17 protein-coding genes are annotated in these 16,595 nt (G+C 38.3%); 12 read left to right on the top strand and 5 right to left on the bottom strand.

Going from position 1 to position 16,595, the window contains the following annotated elements; all coding sequences use genetic code 11:
* Window positions 1–85: 85 nt before the first annotated feature.
* Window positions 86–253: a hypothetical protein gene (locus tag E1140_RS15545; protein WP_155185855.1), complete on the bottom strand. Its 168-nt coding sequence runs from the start codon at window positions 251–253 to the stop codon at window positions 86–88.
* 18 nt (window positions 254–271) lie between these two features.
* Here E1140_RS15545 and E1140_RS15550 point away from each other — a divergent pair, with 18 nt between their 5' ends.
* The gene (locus E1140_RS15550; protein WP_155185858.1) at window positions 272–841 is read left to right on the top strand and encodes a hypothetical protein; all 570 of its coding nucleotides are present in this window, start codon (window positions 272–274) and stop codon (window positions 839–841) included.
* Between the two features lie 120 nt (window positions 842–961).
* Here E1140_RS15550 and E1140_RS15555 read toward each other — a convergent pair whose 3' ends face one another.
* Window positions 962–2,122, bottom strand: a complete 1,161-nt coding sequence (locus tag E1140_RS15555; protein ID WP_246202967.1) for a PQQ-dependent sugar dehydrogenase — start codon at window positions 2,120–2,122, stop codon at window positions 962–964.
* A 134-nt stretch (window positions 2,123–2,256) separates the two neighbouring features.
* On the opposite strand from E1140_RS15555, the gene E1140_RS15560 reads away from it, so the two are divergent.
* From E1140_RS15560 to E1140_RS15570, 3 genes are all read left to right on the top strand, one after another.
* Window positions 2,257–3,138 carry an alpha/beta hydrolase gene (locus E1140_RS15560; RefSeq protein WP_155185861.1) on the top strand — a complete coding sequence of 294 codons (882 nt, stop codon included), beginning with the start codon at window positions 2,257–2,259 and terminating at the stop codon, window positions 3,136–3,138.
* A complete protein-coding gene (locus E1140_RS15565) occupies window positions 3,138–3,710 on the top strand; it encodes a pentapeptide repeat-containing protein (protein WP_155185864.1) in 573 nt (190 codons plus the stop codon). Before E1140_RS15560 ends, E1140_RS15565 begins: the two co-directional genes overlap by 1 nt.
* A gap of 138 nt (window positions 3,711–3,848) precedes the next feature.
* Window positions 3,849–5,336 carry a S10 family peptidase gene (locus E1140_RS15570; protein WP_155185867.1) on the top strand — a complete coding sequence of 496 codons (1,488 nt, stop codon included), beginning with the start codon at window positions 3,849–3,851 and terminating at the stop codon, window positions 5,334–5,336.
* A gap of 46 nt (window positions 5,337–5,382) precedes the next feature.
* On the opposite strand, the gene E1140_RS15575 is transcribed toward E1140_RS15570, so the two are convergent.
* On the bottom strand, window positions 5,383–5,940 hold the full coding sequence (locus E1140_RS15575; RefSeq protein WP_155185870.1) for a thioredoxin family protein: 558 nt from the start codon (window positions 5,938–5,940) through the stop codon (window positions 5,383–5,385).
* Window positions 5,941–6,006: 66 nt separating this feature from the next.
* Here E1140_RS15575 and E1140_RS15580 point away from each other — a divergent pair, with 66 nt between their 5' ends.
* Window positions 6,007–6,501: a metallophosphoesterase family protein gene (locus tag E1140_RS15580; protein ID WP_155185874.1), complete on the top strand. Its 495-nt coding sequence runs from the start codon at window positions 6,007–6,009 to the stop codon at window positions 6,499–6,501.
* 53 nt (window positions 6,502–6,554) lie between these two features.
* On the opposite strand, the gene E1140_RS21570 is transcribed toward E1140_RS15580, so the two are convergent.
* Entirely contained in the window at window positions 6,555–6,899 is a 345-nt protein-coding gene (locus tag E1140_RS21570) for a hypothetical protein (RefSeq protein WP_185153627.1), read from the bottom strand.
* Between the two features lie 136 nt (window positions 6,900–7,035).
* On the opposite strand from E1140_RS21570, the gene hisS reads away from it, so the two are divergent.
* The 5 genes from hisS (at window position 7,036) to E1140_RS15610 (ending at window position 13,248) form a co-directional block, all read left to right on the top strand.
* Window positions 7,036–8,406: a histidine--tRNA ligase gene (hisS, locus tag E1140_RS15590; protein WP_155185877.1), complete on the top strand. Its 1,371-nt coding sequence runs from the start codon at window positions 7,036–7,038 to the stop codon at window positions 8,404–8,406.
* Window positions 8,406–9,893, top strand: a complete 1,488-nt coding sequence (gene hutH / locus E1140_RS15595; protein WP_155185880.1) for a histidine ammonia-lyase — start codon at window positions 8,406–8,408, stop codon at window positions 9,891–9,893. The genes hisS and hutH overlap by 1 nt, the downstream gene beginning before the upstream one ends.
* Before the next feature lie 7 nt (window positions 9,894–9,900).
* On the top strand, window positions 9,901–11,808 hold the full coding sequence (locus E1140_RS15600) for a T9SS type B sorting domain-containing protein (protein WP_155185883.1): 1,908 nt from the start codon (window positions 9,901–9,903) through the stop codon (window positions 11,806–11,808).
* Between the two features lie 91 nt (window positions 11,809–11,899).
* Window positions 11,900–12,232: a YbaB/EbfC family nucleoid-associated protein gene (locus tag E1140_RS15605; protein ID WP_155185886.1), complete on the top strand. Its 333-nt coding sequence runs from the start codon at window positions 11,900–11,902 to the stop codon at window positions 12,230–12,232.
* Entirely contained in the window at window positions 12,232–13,248 is a 1,017-nt protein-coding gene (locus tag E1140_RS15610; protein ID WP_155185889.1) for a glycosyltransferase family 2 protein, read from the top strand. Before E1140_RS15605 ends, E1140_RS15610 begins: the two co-directional genes overlap by 1 nt.
* Here E1140_RS15610 and E1140_RS15615 read toward each other — a convergent pair.
* The gene (locus E1140_RS15615; protein WP_155185892.1) at window positions 13,245–13,463 is read right to left on the bottom strand and encodes a PspC domain-containing protein; all 219 of its coding nucleotides are present in this window, start codon (window positions 13,461–13,463) and stop codon (window positions 13,245–13,247) included. The two genes, E1140_RS15610 and E1140_RS15615, sit on opposite strands and share 4 nt — an antisense overlap.
* Before the next feature lie 219 nt (window positions 13,464–13,682).
* Here E1140_RS15615 and E1140_RS15620 point away from each other — a divergent pair, with 219 nt between their 5' ends.
* Together E1140_RS15620 and E1140_RS15625 are read left to right on the top strand one after the other, a co-directional pair.
* Entirely contained in the window at window positions 13,683–15,446 is a 1,764-nt protein-coding gene (locus tag E1140_RS15620) for an OmpA family protein (protein WP_155185895.1), read from the top strand.
* 137 nt (window positions 15,447–15,583) lie between these two features.
* Window positions 15,584–16,561: a pyruvate dehydrogenase complex E1 component subunit beta gene (locus E1140_RS15625; protein ID WP_155185897.1), complete on the top strand. Its 978-nt coding sequence runs from the start codon at window positions 15,584–15,586 to the stop codon at window positions 16,559–16,561.
* Window positions 16,562–16,595: the final 34 nt, after the last annotated feature.

A 16,595-nucleotide genomic window follows, 5' to 3' on the forward strand; every position in this document is an offset into this window, starting at 1 on the left:
GTCTTCCTAATCGGGTAAAGAGTTAATTTCAAGAACAAAATAAGCGGTATCCCTTAATTAAAAGTTAAACGCCAAAATGAAAAACTCATGACTTAATTAAGTCATGAGTTTTTTTAACTGTTAATTTGATCAGCGTTAGGCATGAGAAAATACCTTTGTTGCCAGCCTCCCAATTCGTTTTTCCAATAAACTCACTCCATGTAGCTGCAAGATTCCATTCGTTCACTGCAAGTTCGTTGTCATATCGATTCATTTTCAACTAGTTAGCATCATGAAAAAGATAACAACAATACTTTTAGTACTGCTAGGTTTCAGCGGTTTTGCTCAGGACTATAAATATGCTCCAAGCGCTCAAAACCCTTTCGGTTTACCCAATCCGGAAGCTCCCAAAGAGTTAACTGATTATAAAGAAATGATTGGTAAGTGCCATTGTAAATCGTTAGCCCGTATAGATCAAACCACCTGGGGAGACACAGTGGCCATGACATGGGAGTTTAGGTACATCATGGATGGTATGGCTGTGCAAGATATTACGAACAAAAAAGATGGTACTCATTCAGGTAGTATCAGGCAGTATAATGCGGATAGTGCCAAATGGTATGTTCATTATTATGCCACATCGGGAGCCCCTTCCAAGTTACCAGTATGGGAAGGTAGTAGAATCGATGACAAAATTATCTTATATAAAGAGCAAAATGCCCCAAACGGCACACCAGGCTATTACCGGATCACATTCTTTAATATGAGTAATAAGGGCTTTGATTGGCTTGGAGAATGGGTTGATAAAAAGGAAACCTTTAGCTATCCCTTATGGAAGATATTTTGCAAACGGGAAGAGTAAAAATAGATTCTGGCCTGTCTGCCGACAAAGGCAGGATCAAGTTTGCAATGACACCCTTAAATAGGCAGTCTTTTGTCATTCCGGCCTTGAGCCGGAATCTTATCTACCATCAATTGAAACTTAGTTATAAGTCAACCTATACACCTTACCTGCAAAGTCATCACTGATCAACATGGAACCATCAGCCATCTCTAACACATCAACAGGTCGGCCACTAACATATTGGTTACTTTCATTAAGCCAGCCATCAATAAACACCTCGCCTTTGGTAATCTGATTGTTCTCAACAATCATGCGCATAATTCTATAACCGATCTTTGAGGACCTGTTCCAGCTGCCATGCTGCGCCACAAAAATATCGCCTTTGTACTCTTCAGGAAACATGCTGCCTTCGTAGAATTTCATACCCAAAGGAGCCGTGTGCGCATTATAATTAAACATGGGTTGCACAAACTCACTGCAGTCTCTTTTATCACCAAATTCTGGGTCTGCTATAGTGCCACCATGACAATAGGGATAACCAAAGTGCTGTCCCTTTTCAGTGATTTTATTTAACTCACAAGGAGGAATATCATCACCCAGCATATCGCGGCCGTTATCTGTAAACCACAACTCTCCTGTCTCTGGATTCCAGTCAAAACCTACTGTATTTCTAACACCGCTGGCAACTATTTCCAATCCTGTACCATCAGTATTAATCCTTGTTATAGAAGCATATATTTCATCACTCTCGCAGATGTTACAAGGTGCCCCTACTGGCACATAAAGCTTCCCATCAGGACCAAAAGCAATGTATTTCCATCCATGATGCCCTTCGGTAGGATATTTATCATATACCACCTCAAATGCAGGCGGGGAAGCCAAATTGGCTTCAATATCTGTAAATTTTAAAATTCTGTTTATTTCAGCAACATAAAGATCACCATCTTTAAAAGCCACACCATTAGGGCTATTCAGATCTTTGGCTAGCTCATATTTCTGATCTGCTTTGCCATCGCCATCCGTATCCTTTAATGCAAAGACACTACCCAAGGTACGTGTACCCACAAACACAGTTCCTGAAGGGCTCAGTGCCAGTGAACGAGCATTTTCTACTTCAGCAAAATCAGTAAGTATAAAGCCTTCAGGAATATTTAATTCAGCCGCTTCAGTATCCTCTACTGCAGTTTCATCAGCTTCATTAGTATCCACCACTTCCTCAGAAGCAGACTCATTGTTTTGACATGCCGAAAAAAACAAGGCCATAATTAAATAGGCAGCAATCATAGTTTTAGATTTCATAATGACTATTTTTTCTTTTATGAGATGTCTAACTTAATGGATATTCCATTAAAAATGAATCATTAATATCTGAACGGTAATATTATTACACACTAAAATTTCTACTTTTAATTACTCATAAAAGCCCTTTACAAATGAAATTCATGCTTGCCCTGCTTTCTTTTATAATCATATCTGCCAACAATCTGCTGGCACAAGATTTTAAAACCCTCACCTATCTCGATAATGACGACTACAAACTCGAACTTGACCTCTTTTTACCCAAAGGCGAATTGAACGGAAAAGTACCACTTATGGTCTACGTACATGGGGGTGGTTTTGCAGGAGGAGAGAGAACCGAGAGCCATAAATTAGCAGCTTACTTAAACAAGAGAAATATAGCAGTGGCATCTATAAGCTACACCCTTTATATGAAAGACAAAAGCTTTAGCTGCGATGGTATAACCAGCGAAAAAGTGAAAGCGATACAAATAGCTGGTAATCAGGTCTGGGCGGCAACTGCTTATCTGTTAGCCAATAAAGAGCAATATGGCTTTGATGAAAACAATGTGTTTCTTACCGGTAGCAGTGCAGGTGCTGAAACGGTGCTGCACGCAGCCTACTGGGATAGAAAAGTGATGCGTTTATTTGACCATAAGCTTTCTCCTGATTTTAAGTACAAAGGCATTATTTCAGCGGCTGGAGCTATTATGGATTTAAATCTTATCTCGAAAGAGAATAATATTCCAACAATGGTTTATCATGGAGATAAGGATAAACTTGTGCCTTATGCCAATGCTGCACATCACTACTGTGAGCCCAACGCCACTGGCTGGCTTATGCTATTTGGTTCACATTCCATTGCTGAGCAAATGAGAAAAATTGGAGGTTCCTACCACCTTACAACATTTACAGGTGGTGGCCATGAGCATTATGCCACATACATTTACAATAACCATGAACCCATTTATAATTTTATAAATATGGTGCTGTCGGGGACAACATTTAATATACACAAAACAGAAAAGTCAAAGTGATGAGCGAAGTATATCAAAGCGAAGAGGTATTTGACAAGCTTGACCTTAGTACAAAGCCCCTTGAAAAAGGCACATATGAGGATTGCACATTCAAGTCCTGTAACCTGGAAAAAGCTGACCTCGCTCATATTAACTTTACGGAATGTGAGTTTATTGATTGTAACCTTAGCATGGCTAACATCTCAGATGCCAAATTGCAAAACATCAGGTTCTCAGGTTGTAAAATGCTGGGCTTGAGGTTTGATCATTGCAATAAATTTGGTTTTGAGGTAAGCTTTGAAACTTGTATTCTAGATCACGCTTCTTTCTTTAATGTCCGTGCAACCAATACTGTGTTTAAAGAATCATCCTTAGTTGAAGTTGATTTTACAGATTGTGATTTGACAAATTCTTCATTCATAAATAGCAATGCGCTTAATGCAGTATTTGAGCGGACCAACCTGTCAAAGGCTGATCTGAGAGAAGCTGAAAACTTTAGAATTGATCCTGAGCTAAATCAACTTAAAAAAGCCCAATTTTCATCGCAGGGATTATCGGGTTTGCTAGGTAAATATGATCTTGTGATTAGTTAACATACCAGAAAGCACTAGATCTGGCACCCCGTTACAAAACCATAAAGACCGTTTGAGGAAAGAAGGTGTTTTATAATAAGGCATCTCTATATATTTAATGGACAGTGAATCAATCCTTATCTATTAAAAACCTAAACAATGAAAAAACTATTATCTCTTAACTTTCTTTTGCTGCTAACACTGGCGGTGATAGCTCAAAAGAGGGAAATACCTGTCGATACTATGGTTATTACCAACCATACCTCGACCATTAACGGACAGAAAATAACTTACTCTGCAACCACAGGCACACAGCCTGTTTGGGATGAAATGGGTGAGCCAAGTGCGGCCCTATTCTATACTTATTACAAAAGAACCGATGTTGGAAATTCTGCCAACAGACCATTACTAATCTCTTTTAATGGTGGTCCTGGCTCTGCTTCAGTTTGGATGCACGTAGCCTACACTGGGCCTAAAGTGTTGAACATCGATGATGAAGGATACCCTGTACAGCCTTATGGTGTTCATGATAATCCCTATTCTGTTCTGGATGTGGCCGATATTGTATTTGTTAACCCGGCCAATACAGGCTATTCAAGAACAATCCCTGCTACAGGAAAGGAAGTAGACAAAGAAAAATTCTTTGGTATCAATGCTGATATTAAATATTTGGCAGAATGGATCAACACATTCGTAACCCGACATGAAAGATGGACTTCTCCTAAATACATCATTGGTGAGAGCTATGGTGGCACAAGAGTATCAGGACTTGCTCTGGAGCTTCAGGAAAGACAATGGATGTACCTAAATGGAGTAATCATGGTTTCACCGGCTGATTATAAAGTATTTGATTCTGATGTACCAGTTTCTTCGGGACTAAATATGCCATACTACACAGCAGCAGCCTGGTATCATAAAATGCTACCAAGCGAGCTTCAAAGCAAAGACCTTTTAGACGTGCTGCCTGAAGCAGAAAAATTTGCCTTAGATGAACTGATGCCTGCACTATCACGCGGTGGATTTATCAGTGATGAAGAAAAAACTCAGGTAGCAAAGAGAATGTCCTACTACACAGGCCTATCTGAAAAATCAATCCTTCAAAACAATCTTGATGTGCCAACCAGTTTTTTCTGGAAAGATCTATTGAGAGACAAAACTGGTCAAACCATTGGTCGCCTTGACTCAAGATATTTAGGTATTGATAAAGTTGAAAGTGGCAGCAGACCAGACTATAGCGCAGAATTGACAAGTTGGTTGCATTCATTTACACCAGCCATAAACTACTATGTTAGAGAACATTTGAAGTTTAAAACTGATATTAAGTACAATATGTTCGGCCCAGTGCACCCTTGGGATGATAGCAACAACAATGTGCGAGAAGGTTTGAGACAAGCCATGGCTGAGAATCCTTACTTAAATGTATTATTCCAGACAGGCTATTATGATGGTGCTTGCACTTATTTCGCCTCAAAATATACCATGTGGCAAATTGACCCCAGTGGCAAAATGCAGGACCGTTTTAGTTTCAAAGGCTATAGAAGTGGACATATGATGTATTTGAGAAAAGAAGATCTTAAAAAGTCGAATGATGACTTAAGAGAATTTATAAAAAATACTGCCGCTAAAGGAAAAGCTGCTAAGTATTAGGAAAGTACATTCTAAAAAAAGTCCTGTCATTCAGGCGGGGCTTTTTTTAATCCCTCCATTTAATATTACAGCCCTGACTTGGGATTTGGTCTTCAGTAATTGGGTTGCCTTTTAAATAATCATCTAAAGCTCCTCTTAAGTCCTTACCAGTCAATGGTTTCTCATTTCCTGGGCGACTGTCATCTAGCTGCCCACGGTAAATCAGTTTCATACCACTATCAAAAATGTAAAAATCTGGTGTACAGGCGGCATCATAAGCTTTGGCTACTATTTGGGTCTCATCATATAAATAAGGAAATGGATAACCCCACTTTTTAGCTTCTTCTCGCATTAACTCTGGTGAATCTTCTGGGTAGTTTTCTACATCATTAGATGATATGGCAATAAACTTCACTCCCTCAGGAATATAATCCTCAGCCATTTTAACCAACTCTGTTTGTACATGTTTAACATATGGACAGTGGTTACAAATAAACATCATTACGGTAGCCTTATCTGACTTTAGATCATCCAAAGAATAAGTACGCTCTGAAACAACATCTAATAATTGAAATGGTGGAGCCACGGTACCCAAGGGCATCATGGTTGAAGAAGTCAATGCCATAGCTTTATTTTTAAATGATAAATTTACAAAATCATTAAGGAGCAGAAAAAATAATCTAAATCATAAATGAAGATAGGTCTTATATCAGACACTCATGGACATCTGGATGCTAAAGTATTTGAGTATTTTAAGGAATGTGATGAAATATGGCATGCAGGAGATATTGGCACTCTGGATGTACTTGAGAAGCTAGAGAAGTTTAAACCAACAAGAGCTGTATTTGGTAATATCGATGGTCATATTCTTAGAGCTGCAACTGTTGAAGACCTTTGGTTCCAATGTGAAGGGCTCACTGTCTGGATAACTCATATTGGTGGCTATCCACCAAAGTACAATAAGAGAACCAAGGAAGTATTAAAAGATAAGGTACCTGACCTGTTTATTTGTGGCCACAGTCATATCCTTAAAATCATGAGAGATAGTAAAAATGGATTACTGCATATTAACCCCGGAGCAGCAGGTATTCAGGGCTTTCATAAAACAAAAACACTAGTAAGATTCGATGTCGAAGGTAAGAGCATCAAGAACCTACAGGTAATAGAACTTGGAGGAAGGGCATAAAAAATCCTGCCTCGATAAAATCGAAGCAGGACTTATATATCATTAAAGGATAATTATTTATCCTCAGCTTTCTTCTTAGGTGCAGCCTTTTTCTTTTCAGCTTTAGGTGCAGCTTCTTTTTTCTCTGCTTTAGGTGCAGCAGCTTTCTTTTCTGCCTTAGGTGCAGCTTCCTTTTTCTCTGCTTTAGGAGCAGCCTCTTTCTTTTCTGCTTTAGGCGCAGCTTCCTCTTTCTTTGGAGTAGCTTTTTTAGCACCTCCCTTGGCAAATTCTTCTTTGATAGCCTCTACATCAACACTTTTTATAACAGGTCTTGAGTTCAATCTCTGAATTTCTGCTAGTCTTGTCTTAGACCTTACTTTATTTCTTTTAGCTTTTCTCTTTAATCTGGTAACTGCCATTTCAGTATATTTTTTGTCAAAACAGGCTGCAAAGCTAATACATTTATTGATATTAAGAAATATTATAATCGAAATTATAGACATATATTCTTGATGTCAAAAGAACGTTTATCCCCTTTTTTGTAGATTTGCCGCCATGAGTCAAAAACCGAGCTTACCAAAAGGAATGCGTGATTTTGGTCCGTTACAAATGGCCCGCAGAAATTATATCCTGGATACAATTAAAAAGGTATTCCAAAAATTTGGTTTCATGCCATTAGAAACACCTGCCATGGAGAACCTGTCAACACTTACAGGAAAGTATGGTGATGAGGGAGATCAGTTGCTTTTTAAGGTTTTAAATAGCGGAGATTTTCTCTCAAAAAGCTCAGTAACCGATTTTGAGAGTGGGTCAAAAAGCATGCTCAGCAAAGTTTCTGAAAAAGGCCTCAAATACGATCTTACGGTTCCTTTTGCCAGGTATGTAGTCATGAACCAGAATGATATTACTTTTCCGTTCAAGAGATATCAAATACAGCCGGTATGGCGTGCCGATAGACCACAAAGAGGTAGGTATAGAGAGTTTTATCAATGCGATGCCGATGTTGTAGGCACTGATTCATTAATATGTGAGGCGGAAATAGTGTTAATGATTACTGAGGTATTTGAGCAACTCAAATTCACAGATTATTCAATAAAAATTAACCATCGAGCTATACTTACCGGCATGGCTGAAGCCATAGGGGCAGAAGACAAAGCCTCTGATCTATTTGTGGCCATTGACAAATTGGATAAAATAGGTCTTGAAAAGGTTTGCGAAGAATTATTACAGCGTGGCCTCGATCAAAGTTCTGTAGATGCACTAAAGCCATTGCTTTCCATTGAAGGTAGCTTTGAGCAAAAGATTGAGCAATTAACGCAGCACTTGAATAATAGTGAATCTGGCAAAAAGGGTATCGAAGAACTTCAGCAAATTAATGCTCATCTGGACAGTTTTGGATTTACAGATAAAAACATTGAATTAGACACAACTTTGGCCAGAGGACTCTCCTACTATACGGGTGCGATTTTCGAAGTAAAGGTCAATAATGTATCTATTGGAAGCGTGAGTGGTGGAGGCAGGTATGATAACCTCACGGGTGTTTTCGGGCTTTCTGGAACATCTGGAGTTGGTTTCTCATTCGGGATTGATCGTATTTATGATTGCCTTGAAGAGTTAAACCTTTTCGAAGAAGTAATGCTAAACTTCACAGAAGTTCTGATTACACATTTCGATGAACAAACACAGCGCTATGGTTTATCAATACTTAAGGCACTAAGAGATGCAGGTATTAAAAGTGAAATCTACCCAGATCAGGCTAAGCTAAAAAAACAGTTCGGCTATGCTGACAAAAAGGGTATTCCGTATACTATCACCATAGGTTCTGAGGAAATGAATTCAGGACTATTAAGTTTAAAAAATATGGCTGATGGTCAGCAAGAAAAGTTGAGTATTCAACAAATCATCACGAAAATCACAGGTCAGTAATGGAGGTAAAAGTGCATGAAATATCAGCAGCAGAACTAACCTTAGAAGAGGCATTTGAAATAGCAGCAGGTCAATACAAATTGAAATTATCTGCAGATGCTGAAGCAAGGATGCAGAAGTGCAGAGCCTATTTAGATCAAAAAATTGAAACTTCTTCAGAGCCTGTTTATGGTGTAAATACTGGTTTCGGAAGCTTATACAATAAAAATATTTCAAAAGCTGACCTTACTAAGCTCCAGGAAAACCTCGTGATGTCACATGCCTGTGGTACTGGCAATGAAGTGCCCGAAGAAGTGGTGAGGTTAATGCTGATTCTTAAAATACAATCATTAGCCTATGGCTATTCAGGTGTTCAGCTTGATACTGTCAATAGATTAGTTGATTTCTTCAATGAAGGAATCTATCCCATAGTTTATGAAATGGGGTCGCTGGGTGCTTCAGGTGATCTTGCTCCACTGGCACATCTTTGTCTTCCTTTAATTGGGCATGGTGAAGTAAGCTATAAAGGTAAACGGTACTCAGGAAGTGAGCTCAACGCACTTATGGGTTGGGATTCGATAAAGTTCAGGGCCAAAGAAGGACTTGCTTTACTCAATGGCACACAACTAATGAGTGCTTATGGATTGTATGCCTCAATTCATGCTTCTAAATTATTCAATTGGGCCAACAAGATTGGTGCATTATCAATAGATGCTTTTGATGGCCGAATCGAGCCTTTCAAAGCAAAAGTTCATGAAATTCGCCCACATAAAGGACAGCTACATGTTGCTAATGAGATCAGTAGCATTCTCGAGAGCAGTGAGATTATAAAGCAGCCTAAAAAGCATGTTCAGGATCCATATTCTTTCAGGTGCATCCCACAAGTACATGGTGCAAGTTTTGAAGCCATTAACTATGTGCAGCAAGTCTTTAAGGTGGAAATTAATGGCGTTACTGATAATCCTAATGTATTTCCTGATGATGATGAAATCATTTCTGCAGGCAACTTCCACGGGCAGCCATTAGCATTATCGCTTGACTTTTTAACCCTTGCCTTAGCTGAACTTGGAAATATCTCAGAAAGACGAACATATCAATTAATTTCAGGTAGTCGCGAATTACCAAATTACCTTGTAGCCAATCCGGGTATAAACTCTGGCTTGATGATACCTCAGTATACTGCTGCCTCGCTAGTGAGCCAGAATAAACAATATTGTACGCCTGCGTCATCCGATTCCATTGTATCATCTAATGGACAGGAGGATCATGTAAGCATGGGTGCTAATGCAGCAATAAAAAGTTATAAGGTTATTCAAAATCTGTACGCTATCTTAGGCATTGAGTTAATAACTGCTTCTCAGGCCATTAGCTTTAGAAGGCCATTAAAAACTTCAACTATACTTGAGGATTTGATAAGCAATTTTAGGGAAGTAGTGCCGTTTATTGAGGAAGATCGTGTTCTATATAAAGACATAGATGCAGCTATAGATTTTTTAAAAGCCAATTAAACCACATTTGAACCGCTATTTACGATACCTAACAGTTTTTTTAGTGGTAGCCCTAGCGCCTATCAATTCATTTGGACAATGTGCTGGGTTTCCTTATTCAAGTAATGGTGGCAGATTTAGTGTAAGTCAGGTTAAGGGCTGTGCGGGGTTAACCGTTGAAATCTGTATTACTGAACCGTCATGCGACTGTATTTCCTGTACTTGCGACATAGCTTTCGGAGACGGTGCTGGTGACACTTTTACCCACACTTACACGGAGCCAGGAGATTATAGATTACAGGTAATTTTCCCTAACCCAACTCCTTCAGATTTTATCGATATATCAATTACAGATAAAGTAGCTCCAGACTTTGATTTATACGCCTGCTCAAGTAATACAGTACAAGTTGATGTAACCGACAGCCAATACGATACCTATCAGATTGATTTTGGAGATGGAACACAGCAGAATGTACCTATAAACTCTGCAAACACACAACACACCTACATAGACAGTAACACGCGTACTGTAAGTGTTCAGGGTGTTGACACGAATGCGCTTGACAATTGTGCAGTTGCTACTGACTCATTTTCTCCTCAAATAACACTTCCAGTAGCTTTAATTACTGAATTAAATGTTTTGGATGAATCGTCTTTAGAACTTAGATATGATCTTGAAGATGATATTTTCTATAGGCTAGAGGTTCAACCCAATGGCACAGGAAGTTTCAACTTTCTAAAACAATTAGACAACAATAGTTCGAGAGACACCATAAGAAACCTGAGTTTATCACCCGGCTATTATTGCTTTAGAATTGCGTCTTTAGATTTATGTACCAATACATCAACCTATTCCAATACCATTTGTAGTATTGATTTATCATTGACCATACAGGATGGCTCCAATGATATCCTTTGGACAACCAGTTCACCTTCTGGTGACTTTAATATCGCAAGAAAAATAATCAACAATACAGGCAGTTCCACCACCAACCCCTTTCAGTTAGCTCAAGCAAGTGACAGGTTCTACAGTGATCAAAGTCTTACCTGCAACACAGAATATTGTTATTTTCTAACTGCTAATTATAATGGTGGTATATCAAAATCTAATGAGCAGTGTGGTGTAGCTACAAGCACTCTAACTCCTAATGCGGTGGACAATATCGCTATTTCAGTTAATGATGACGGAAGCATTTCTCTTGAGTGGCAGGAGCCTAACGGAATAGTTGGAGGCAGTTACAGCATCACTAAAAATGGAACTGGCATAGGTTCTACAACCACTTTTTCATATACAGACTCTATTGCAAATGGCAATGAGACTTCATCATGTTACACCATAGGTATTACTGACGAATGTGGTAATTCAAATTCTGATGGTACTGTAGCCTGCTCTATTTTACTTCAAGGCTCGATACAACCTGACAACACCGTAACGCTGGATTGGGATGACTATGAAGGATACTTTTATGGAGTAAATAATTATACCATTCAAAAGTTTTATCAAGGCACTGCTGTAGGAAGCAATACTTCAGGGGTCTCAGAATTTACACAAGTAGACAATAATAACAGTCAGCAGATTATATCATATAAAGTGATTACCAACCCTAATGATGGTTCATTACCATCATCTGCTTCAAACCTCATTACCCTTATTAAGTCAAATAATATTCATTACCCAACAGCCTTCACCCCTGATGGCAATGGCACAAATGACACTTTCACTGTAACGGGACAGTTTATTACCAATTATTCCTTACAAATTTTTAATAGGTGGGGTGAAATGATTTTTACTTCGAATGACCCCGCGAATGGATGGGATGGTCAATACAACTCAAAACCTCAAGGCGAAGGCACTTATATTTTCAATCTTGAAATAACCGATTTAGCAGGCAGGGAGATTAAGAGGAATGGATCTTTCCTATTGTTAAGAAGGTAACTAATATTATTTAACTTCTTTTATTTCTTTTCTGAATGCATTTCTTGAAGGTTTAGGGTAGTTTTGCAACCCGGTTAAAAACATTCGATCTATGTTTGATATGATGAAAATGATGGGCAAAATGAAAGAGGTGCAAGCCAAAATCAAAGAAGCCCAAGATAGTTTAGTAAATATCAAGGCCACTGCTGATGCAGGTGGAGGTATGGTAAATGCCACTGTCAATGGTAAGAAAGAGGTAATAAAAATTGATATTGATCCTTTATTGTTAAAGCCTGAAGACAAAGAAATGCTTCAGGATCTTATTATTGCGGCTATCAATAAAGCCAATGCAGAAGTTGAGGTAATGGCTAAAGAACATATAAAAAAGGCGACTGACGGAATGCTTCCAAATATTCCAGGTCTTGATCTTGGCGGCATGTTTTAATGGATAAAGTTGCTGTTGCCATACTCAATTATAATGGTAAGAAACATCTAGAGAAATTTTTACCCTCTGTCATCAAACACAGTCCTAAAGGTAGTGTTTGGGTTATTGATAATTTATCAACAGATGACTCCTTAGACTTTCTTAAAGCCGACTACCCCGAAGTTAATCTTGTTGTCTTAGATGAGAATGGTGGTTATAGCAGAGGCTACAACTTAGGTCTGGATCAGATAAAAGCTGAATACTTTGTACTTCTTAATTCTGATGTTGAGGTAACACCAAATTGGACAGGTCCTGTGATTGAAATGATGGATCATGATCCATCAATAGCCGCTGTACAGCCCAAAATTTTAGACTATAAAAACAAAGATAAATTTGAATATGCGGGTGCAGGAGGTGGTTTTATTGACACTCTTGGCTACCCGTTTTGTAGAGGAAGATTATTTTTAACCCTTGAAGAAGATCGTGGCCAGTTTGACGATACCCATAGAATCTTCTGGGCATCAGGGGCTTGTATCTTTCTTAGATCTAGCGCATACTATGATAATCAAAAACTAGACGAGGACTTTTTTGCACATATGGAGGAGATAGATTTGTGCTGGAGGCTAAACAATGCTGGACTAAAAGTTATGTATAATGGTCAAAGTACTGTTTATCATGTTGGAGGGGGCACATTACACAAGTCAAATCCGAGAAAAACATATCTCAACTTTAGAAATGGCCTGGCTCTGTTGTATAAGAACTACAAAACCTGGGAGCTATTTATCAAGTTTCCAATAAGATTAGTGTTGGATTTAATAGCTGCTTTTAAATTTATGATTTTTGATAGTCTGGCGGATGGATTAGCAGTTTTAAGAGCACATATCCACTTTCTATTTGACTTACCTGAGAACTACAAAAAAAGACTAAAAATAAAGAAAAGAGTGGTTGGAGGAGCTGCTCCACCTATTTACAAGCGTTCTATTGTTTACCACTACTTCGTGCGAGGTATAAGAAAGTATACCGACTTACCGCGTTAATAATACCACACTGAATTGTTTCTTCTGCGCAAATGCTTTCTGATATTAATCACAAAAGCCAATGCAAGGTAAATTATTACCGGTGACCCGAAAGTTAGAAAGGAAGCATAGATGAAAAACATCCTGATACTTGTAGTCGCAAGGCCTAATTTTTCTCCCAATCTGGTGCAAACACCAAACGCGTATTTTTCAAAAAAATGCTGTACTTTTTTCATAACTTATTTTAATGCTATAAATGTACAAAAAGTAACTGAATATACGCTTTAACCTAGTTATCATGTTACTTATCGATAAATATGTGGCTTCACAAATATATGCCTCACAATATCACTTCACGTGGTTGATTCTTATTTTTTTTAACTATTATTGCATGAAATATTATATAATAATAATTTTACACCTTATTCAACCAAGACATTAAAATCTAAAATCCAATGAGAAAATTATTCTACGCTATAGCTTTTTTTGGTGTACTGACCTTCTCAGGCTGTGCCCTCAATCAAATGGTGAAGCTTGCGCAGGACCAAAACTTAACGGTTACTCCTAACCCTTTAGAGGTTCACGCTGATACAGTTTCATTTGAAATGTCGGCCAATTTGCCTGTTAAAATGCTTAAAAAAGGAAAAGTATACACCCTTAACACTTTTTACAAGTATGGAGACAGTGAGTCAGCATTAGAACCAATGGTCTTCAAAGCTGAAGATTATCCAAATGCGGATTCTCAACAACCAAAAGCTTCTAAGACTTACACAATGGCTTATTCTCCTGCTATGAAAAGTGGAAATCTAGAGGTTCAAGGCGTTGCATCTGATCCTAAAAACGGAAAAACTAAAGAGTCTGCAAGACTCCCAGTTGCTCCTGGTGTAATCACTACTTCTAAGTTAGTTCAGCCTGTTTATTTTGCTGCTTACGCAAACCACGGTTACAATAACCAAGAAGAGTTGATCCCAACTAAAGTAGATTTCTTCTTCGATCAAGGAAGATCTGTATTGAAGTATTCTGAACAAACTTCTAAGAGAGGTAAAAAATTCAACGCTTTCGTTGCAGAGAAAAATGTAACAAGAACAGTGACTATCACTGGTACTCACTCTCCTGAAGGTGCTGAAAGAATCAATGATAAATTAGCTAAAGACAGAGCTACTGCAATTGCTAATTACTACAAAAAGCAAATGAAGAAGTATGACTATAAAGGCATGGCTGATTCAATTGAATTTATTACTAAGGATGTTGTTCAAGATTGGAAAGCTTTCAAAGATTCTTTAGCTCTATATGAAGGTATCGATTCTGAAGCTAAGTCTGCTTACCTTGATGTAGTAAACGGTGCGGGTTCTTTCGAAGAAAAAGAAGATCAACTACACAAGTTACCTAACTACAATAAAGTATTAAGAGAACTTTATCCTAAGTTGAGAACTGCTAAGACTGAAATCTTAACAGTAAAAGAAAAGAAAACTGATGCTGAGATATCAGTATTGTCAAAAGGCATTGCTGGTGGAACTGTATCTGCTGATACACTATCTGAAGAAGAATTATTGTACTCTGCTACTTTAACTCCTTCTCTTAAAGAAAAAGAAAGTATCTACCTTGCTGCTACTAAGAAATCTGGAAGCTGGGTTGCTCATAACAACTTAGGTGCTGTTTACGTAGCTATGGCTATAGAAGGTGATGCTTCAGCTGGTGCTAAAGCTCAAGCTCAATTAGAAATTGCTGCGAACAAAAATGCTGCTCCTGAAGTACACGCTAACTTAGCCTCTGTTGCTTTAATGAACGGTAACGCTTACAAAGCATACGAGCATTTAACTAAAGCTTCTGGTGGATCAAGCGAAATGGCTCAAGGTGTTAACGGTGTTAAAGGTGCTGTTGAAATCATGATTGCTAAGTACCCTGCAGCTGTAAGTTCTACTTCAGGTGCTGAGAATACTGCAGTTAACTTGTTCAACAAAGGTCTTGCTCAAGTATTGAACAAAGACTACCAAAACGCAATGACTTCTTTCAAAGAGGCTGCTTCTAAGGACAGCAACATGGGTATCGCTTATTATGGTGCTGCAATTGCAAGTGCTAGATTAGGTAAAGATGCTGATGTTATCGAAAACTTAGCTAACGCTGTTAAAGCTACTCCTTCATTAAAAGGTGACGCTTTAGAAGACTTAGAATTTGCTAAATATGCTTCTAACGAAGGTTTCAGAAACGCTCTGAAATAATCTTTAGATAAAACAATATTTTAAAACCCTGACGATACCGTCAGGGTTTTTTTATTATCTGATTTTAGTAGTACTGGAATTTTGTGATTAAAAGCTCTAGTGCTATTTTTACGCTCCAATTATTTAATCCATAATCAATGAGAGAAATACAGTTTAGAGAAGCACTAGGCGAGGCAATGAGCGAAGAGATGCGCAGGGATGAAAAGGTCTTCCTTATGGGAGAAGAAGTTGCCGAATATAATGGTGCTTATAAAGTAAGCCAGGGTATGCTTGATGAGTTTGGTCCTGAAAGAGTGATAGATACTCCAATTGCCGAACTTGGCTTTGCTGGCGTTGGTGTAGGTGCTGCTATGAACGGGCTCAGACCTATCATAGAGTTCATGACATTCAATTTCTCTCTAGTAGCTATAGACCAGGTAATAAACGCAGCTGCCAAAATGATGTCTATGTCTGGTGGTCAGTTTAGTGTACCTATTGTATTTAGAGGTCCTACTGGTAATGCTGGTATGTTGAGCTCACAGCACTCTCAAAACTTTGAGAACTGGTTTGCTAACACTCCAGGATTGAAGGTGGTTGTTCCCTCTAACCCATATGATGCTAAAGGCCTTTTAAAATCGTCAATCAGGGATAATGATCCTACCATATTCATGGAGTCAGAATTGATGTATGGAGATAAAGGTGAGGTGCCTGAAGGTGAATATTTGATACCTATAGGTGTGGCAGAAGTTAAGCGCGAAGGAACTGATGTGACTTTGGTGTCTTTTGGTAAAATGATGAAGACCGTATATGAGGCCGCTGATGAAGCTGCCAAAGAAGGTATTTCATGTGAAGTAATTGATTTAAGGTCAGTAAGACCTATAGACTATGCTACTGTTGTAAACTCAGTAAAAAAGACCAACAGAATAGTTGTGATTGAAGAGGCTTGGCCTTTAGCTGCTATAAGCTCAGAAATCACTTACCATATCCAAAAGTTTGCATTCGATTATTTAGATGCACCAGTTCACAGGGTGAATAGTATGGATGTTCCATTACCATATGCTCCGACTTTAATAGATGCCATTCTTCCAAATGTTAAAAGAACTATGGATGCTATTAAGTCTGTTATGTATAGATAAAGTTGATAAAGTATATAAAAGTAAAGGCCAACTC

This window comes from Fulvivirga lutimaris, from assembly GCF_009711525.1.
Lineage (GTDB): Bacteria > Bacteroidota > Bacteroidia > Cytophagales > Cyclobacteriaceae > Fulvivirga > Fulvivirga lutimaris.

Coding starts and splice junctions, on each gene's coding strand:
- E1140_RS15555 (WP_246202967.1), bottom strand. CDS start 2,122: ATGAAATCTAAAACTATGATTGCTGCCTATTTAATTATGGCCTTGTTT.
- E1140_RS15560 (WP_155185861.1), top strand. CDS start 2,257: ATGAAATTCATGCTTGCCCTGCTTTCTTTTATAATCATATCTGCCAAC.
- E1140_RS15610 (WP_155185889.1), top strand. CDS start 12,232: ATGGATAAAGTTGCTGTTGCCATACTCAATTATAATGGTAAGAAACAT.
- E1140_RS15545 (WP_155185855.1), bottom strand. CDS start 253: ATGAATCGATATGACAACGAACTTGCAGTGAACGAATGGAATCTTGCA.
- E1140_RS15615 (WP_155185892.1), bottom strand. CDS start 13,463: ATGAAAAAAGTACAGCATTTTTTTGAAAAATACGCGTTTGGTGTTTGC.
- E1140_RS15565 (WP_155185864.1), top strand. CDS start 3,138: ATGAGCGAAGTATATCAAAGCGAAGAGGTATTTGACAAGCTTGACCTT.
- E1140_RS15550 (WP_155185858.1), top strand. CDS start 272: ATGAAAAAGATAACAACAATACTTTTAGTACTGCTAGGTTTCAGCGGT.
- hutH (WP_155185880.1), top strand. CDS start 8,406: ATGGAGGTAAAAGTGCATGAAATATCAGCAGCAGAACTAACCTTAGAA.
- E1140_RS15570 (WP_155185867.1), top strand. CDS start 3,849: ATGAAAAAACTATTATCTCTTAACTTTCTTTTGCTGCTAACACTGGCG.
- E1140_RS21570 (WP_185153627.1), bottom strand. CDS start 6,899: ATGGCAGTTACCAGATTAAAGAGAAAAGCTAAAAGAAATAAAGTAAGG.
- E1140_RS15575 (WP_155185870.1), bottom strand. CDS start 5,940: ATGGCATTGACTTCTTCAACCATGATGCCCTTGGGTACCGTGGCTCCA.
- E1140_RS15580 (WP_155185874.1), top strand. CDS start 6,007: ATGAAGATAGGTCTTATATCAGACACTCATGGACATCTGGATGCTAAA.
- hisS (WP_155185877.1), top strand. CDS start 7,036: ATGAGTCAAAAACCGAGCTTACCAAAAGGAATGCGTGATTTTGGTCCG.
- E1140_RS15620 (WP_155185895.1), top strand. CDS start 13,683: ATGAGAAAATTATTCTACGCTATAGCTTTTTTTGGTGTACTGACCTTC.
- E1140_RS15625 (WP_155185897.1), top strand. CDS start 15,584: ATGAGAGAAATACAGTTTAGAGAAGCACTAGGCGAGGCAATGAGCGAA.
- E1140_RS15605 (WP_155185886.1), top strand. CDS start 11,900: ATGTTTGATATGATGAAAATGATGGGCAAAATGAAAGAGGTGCAAGCC.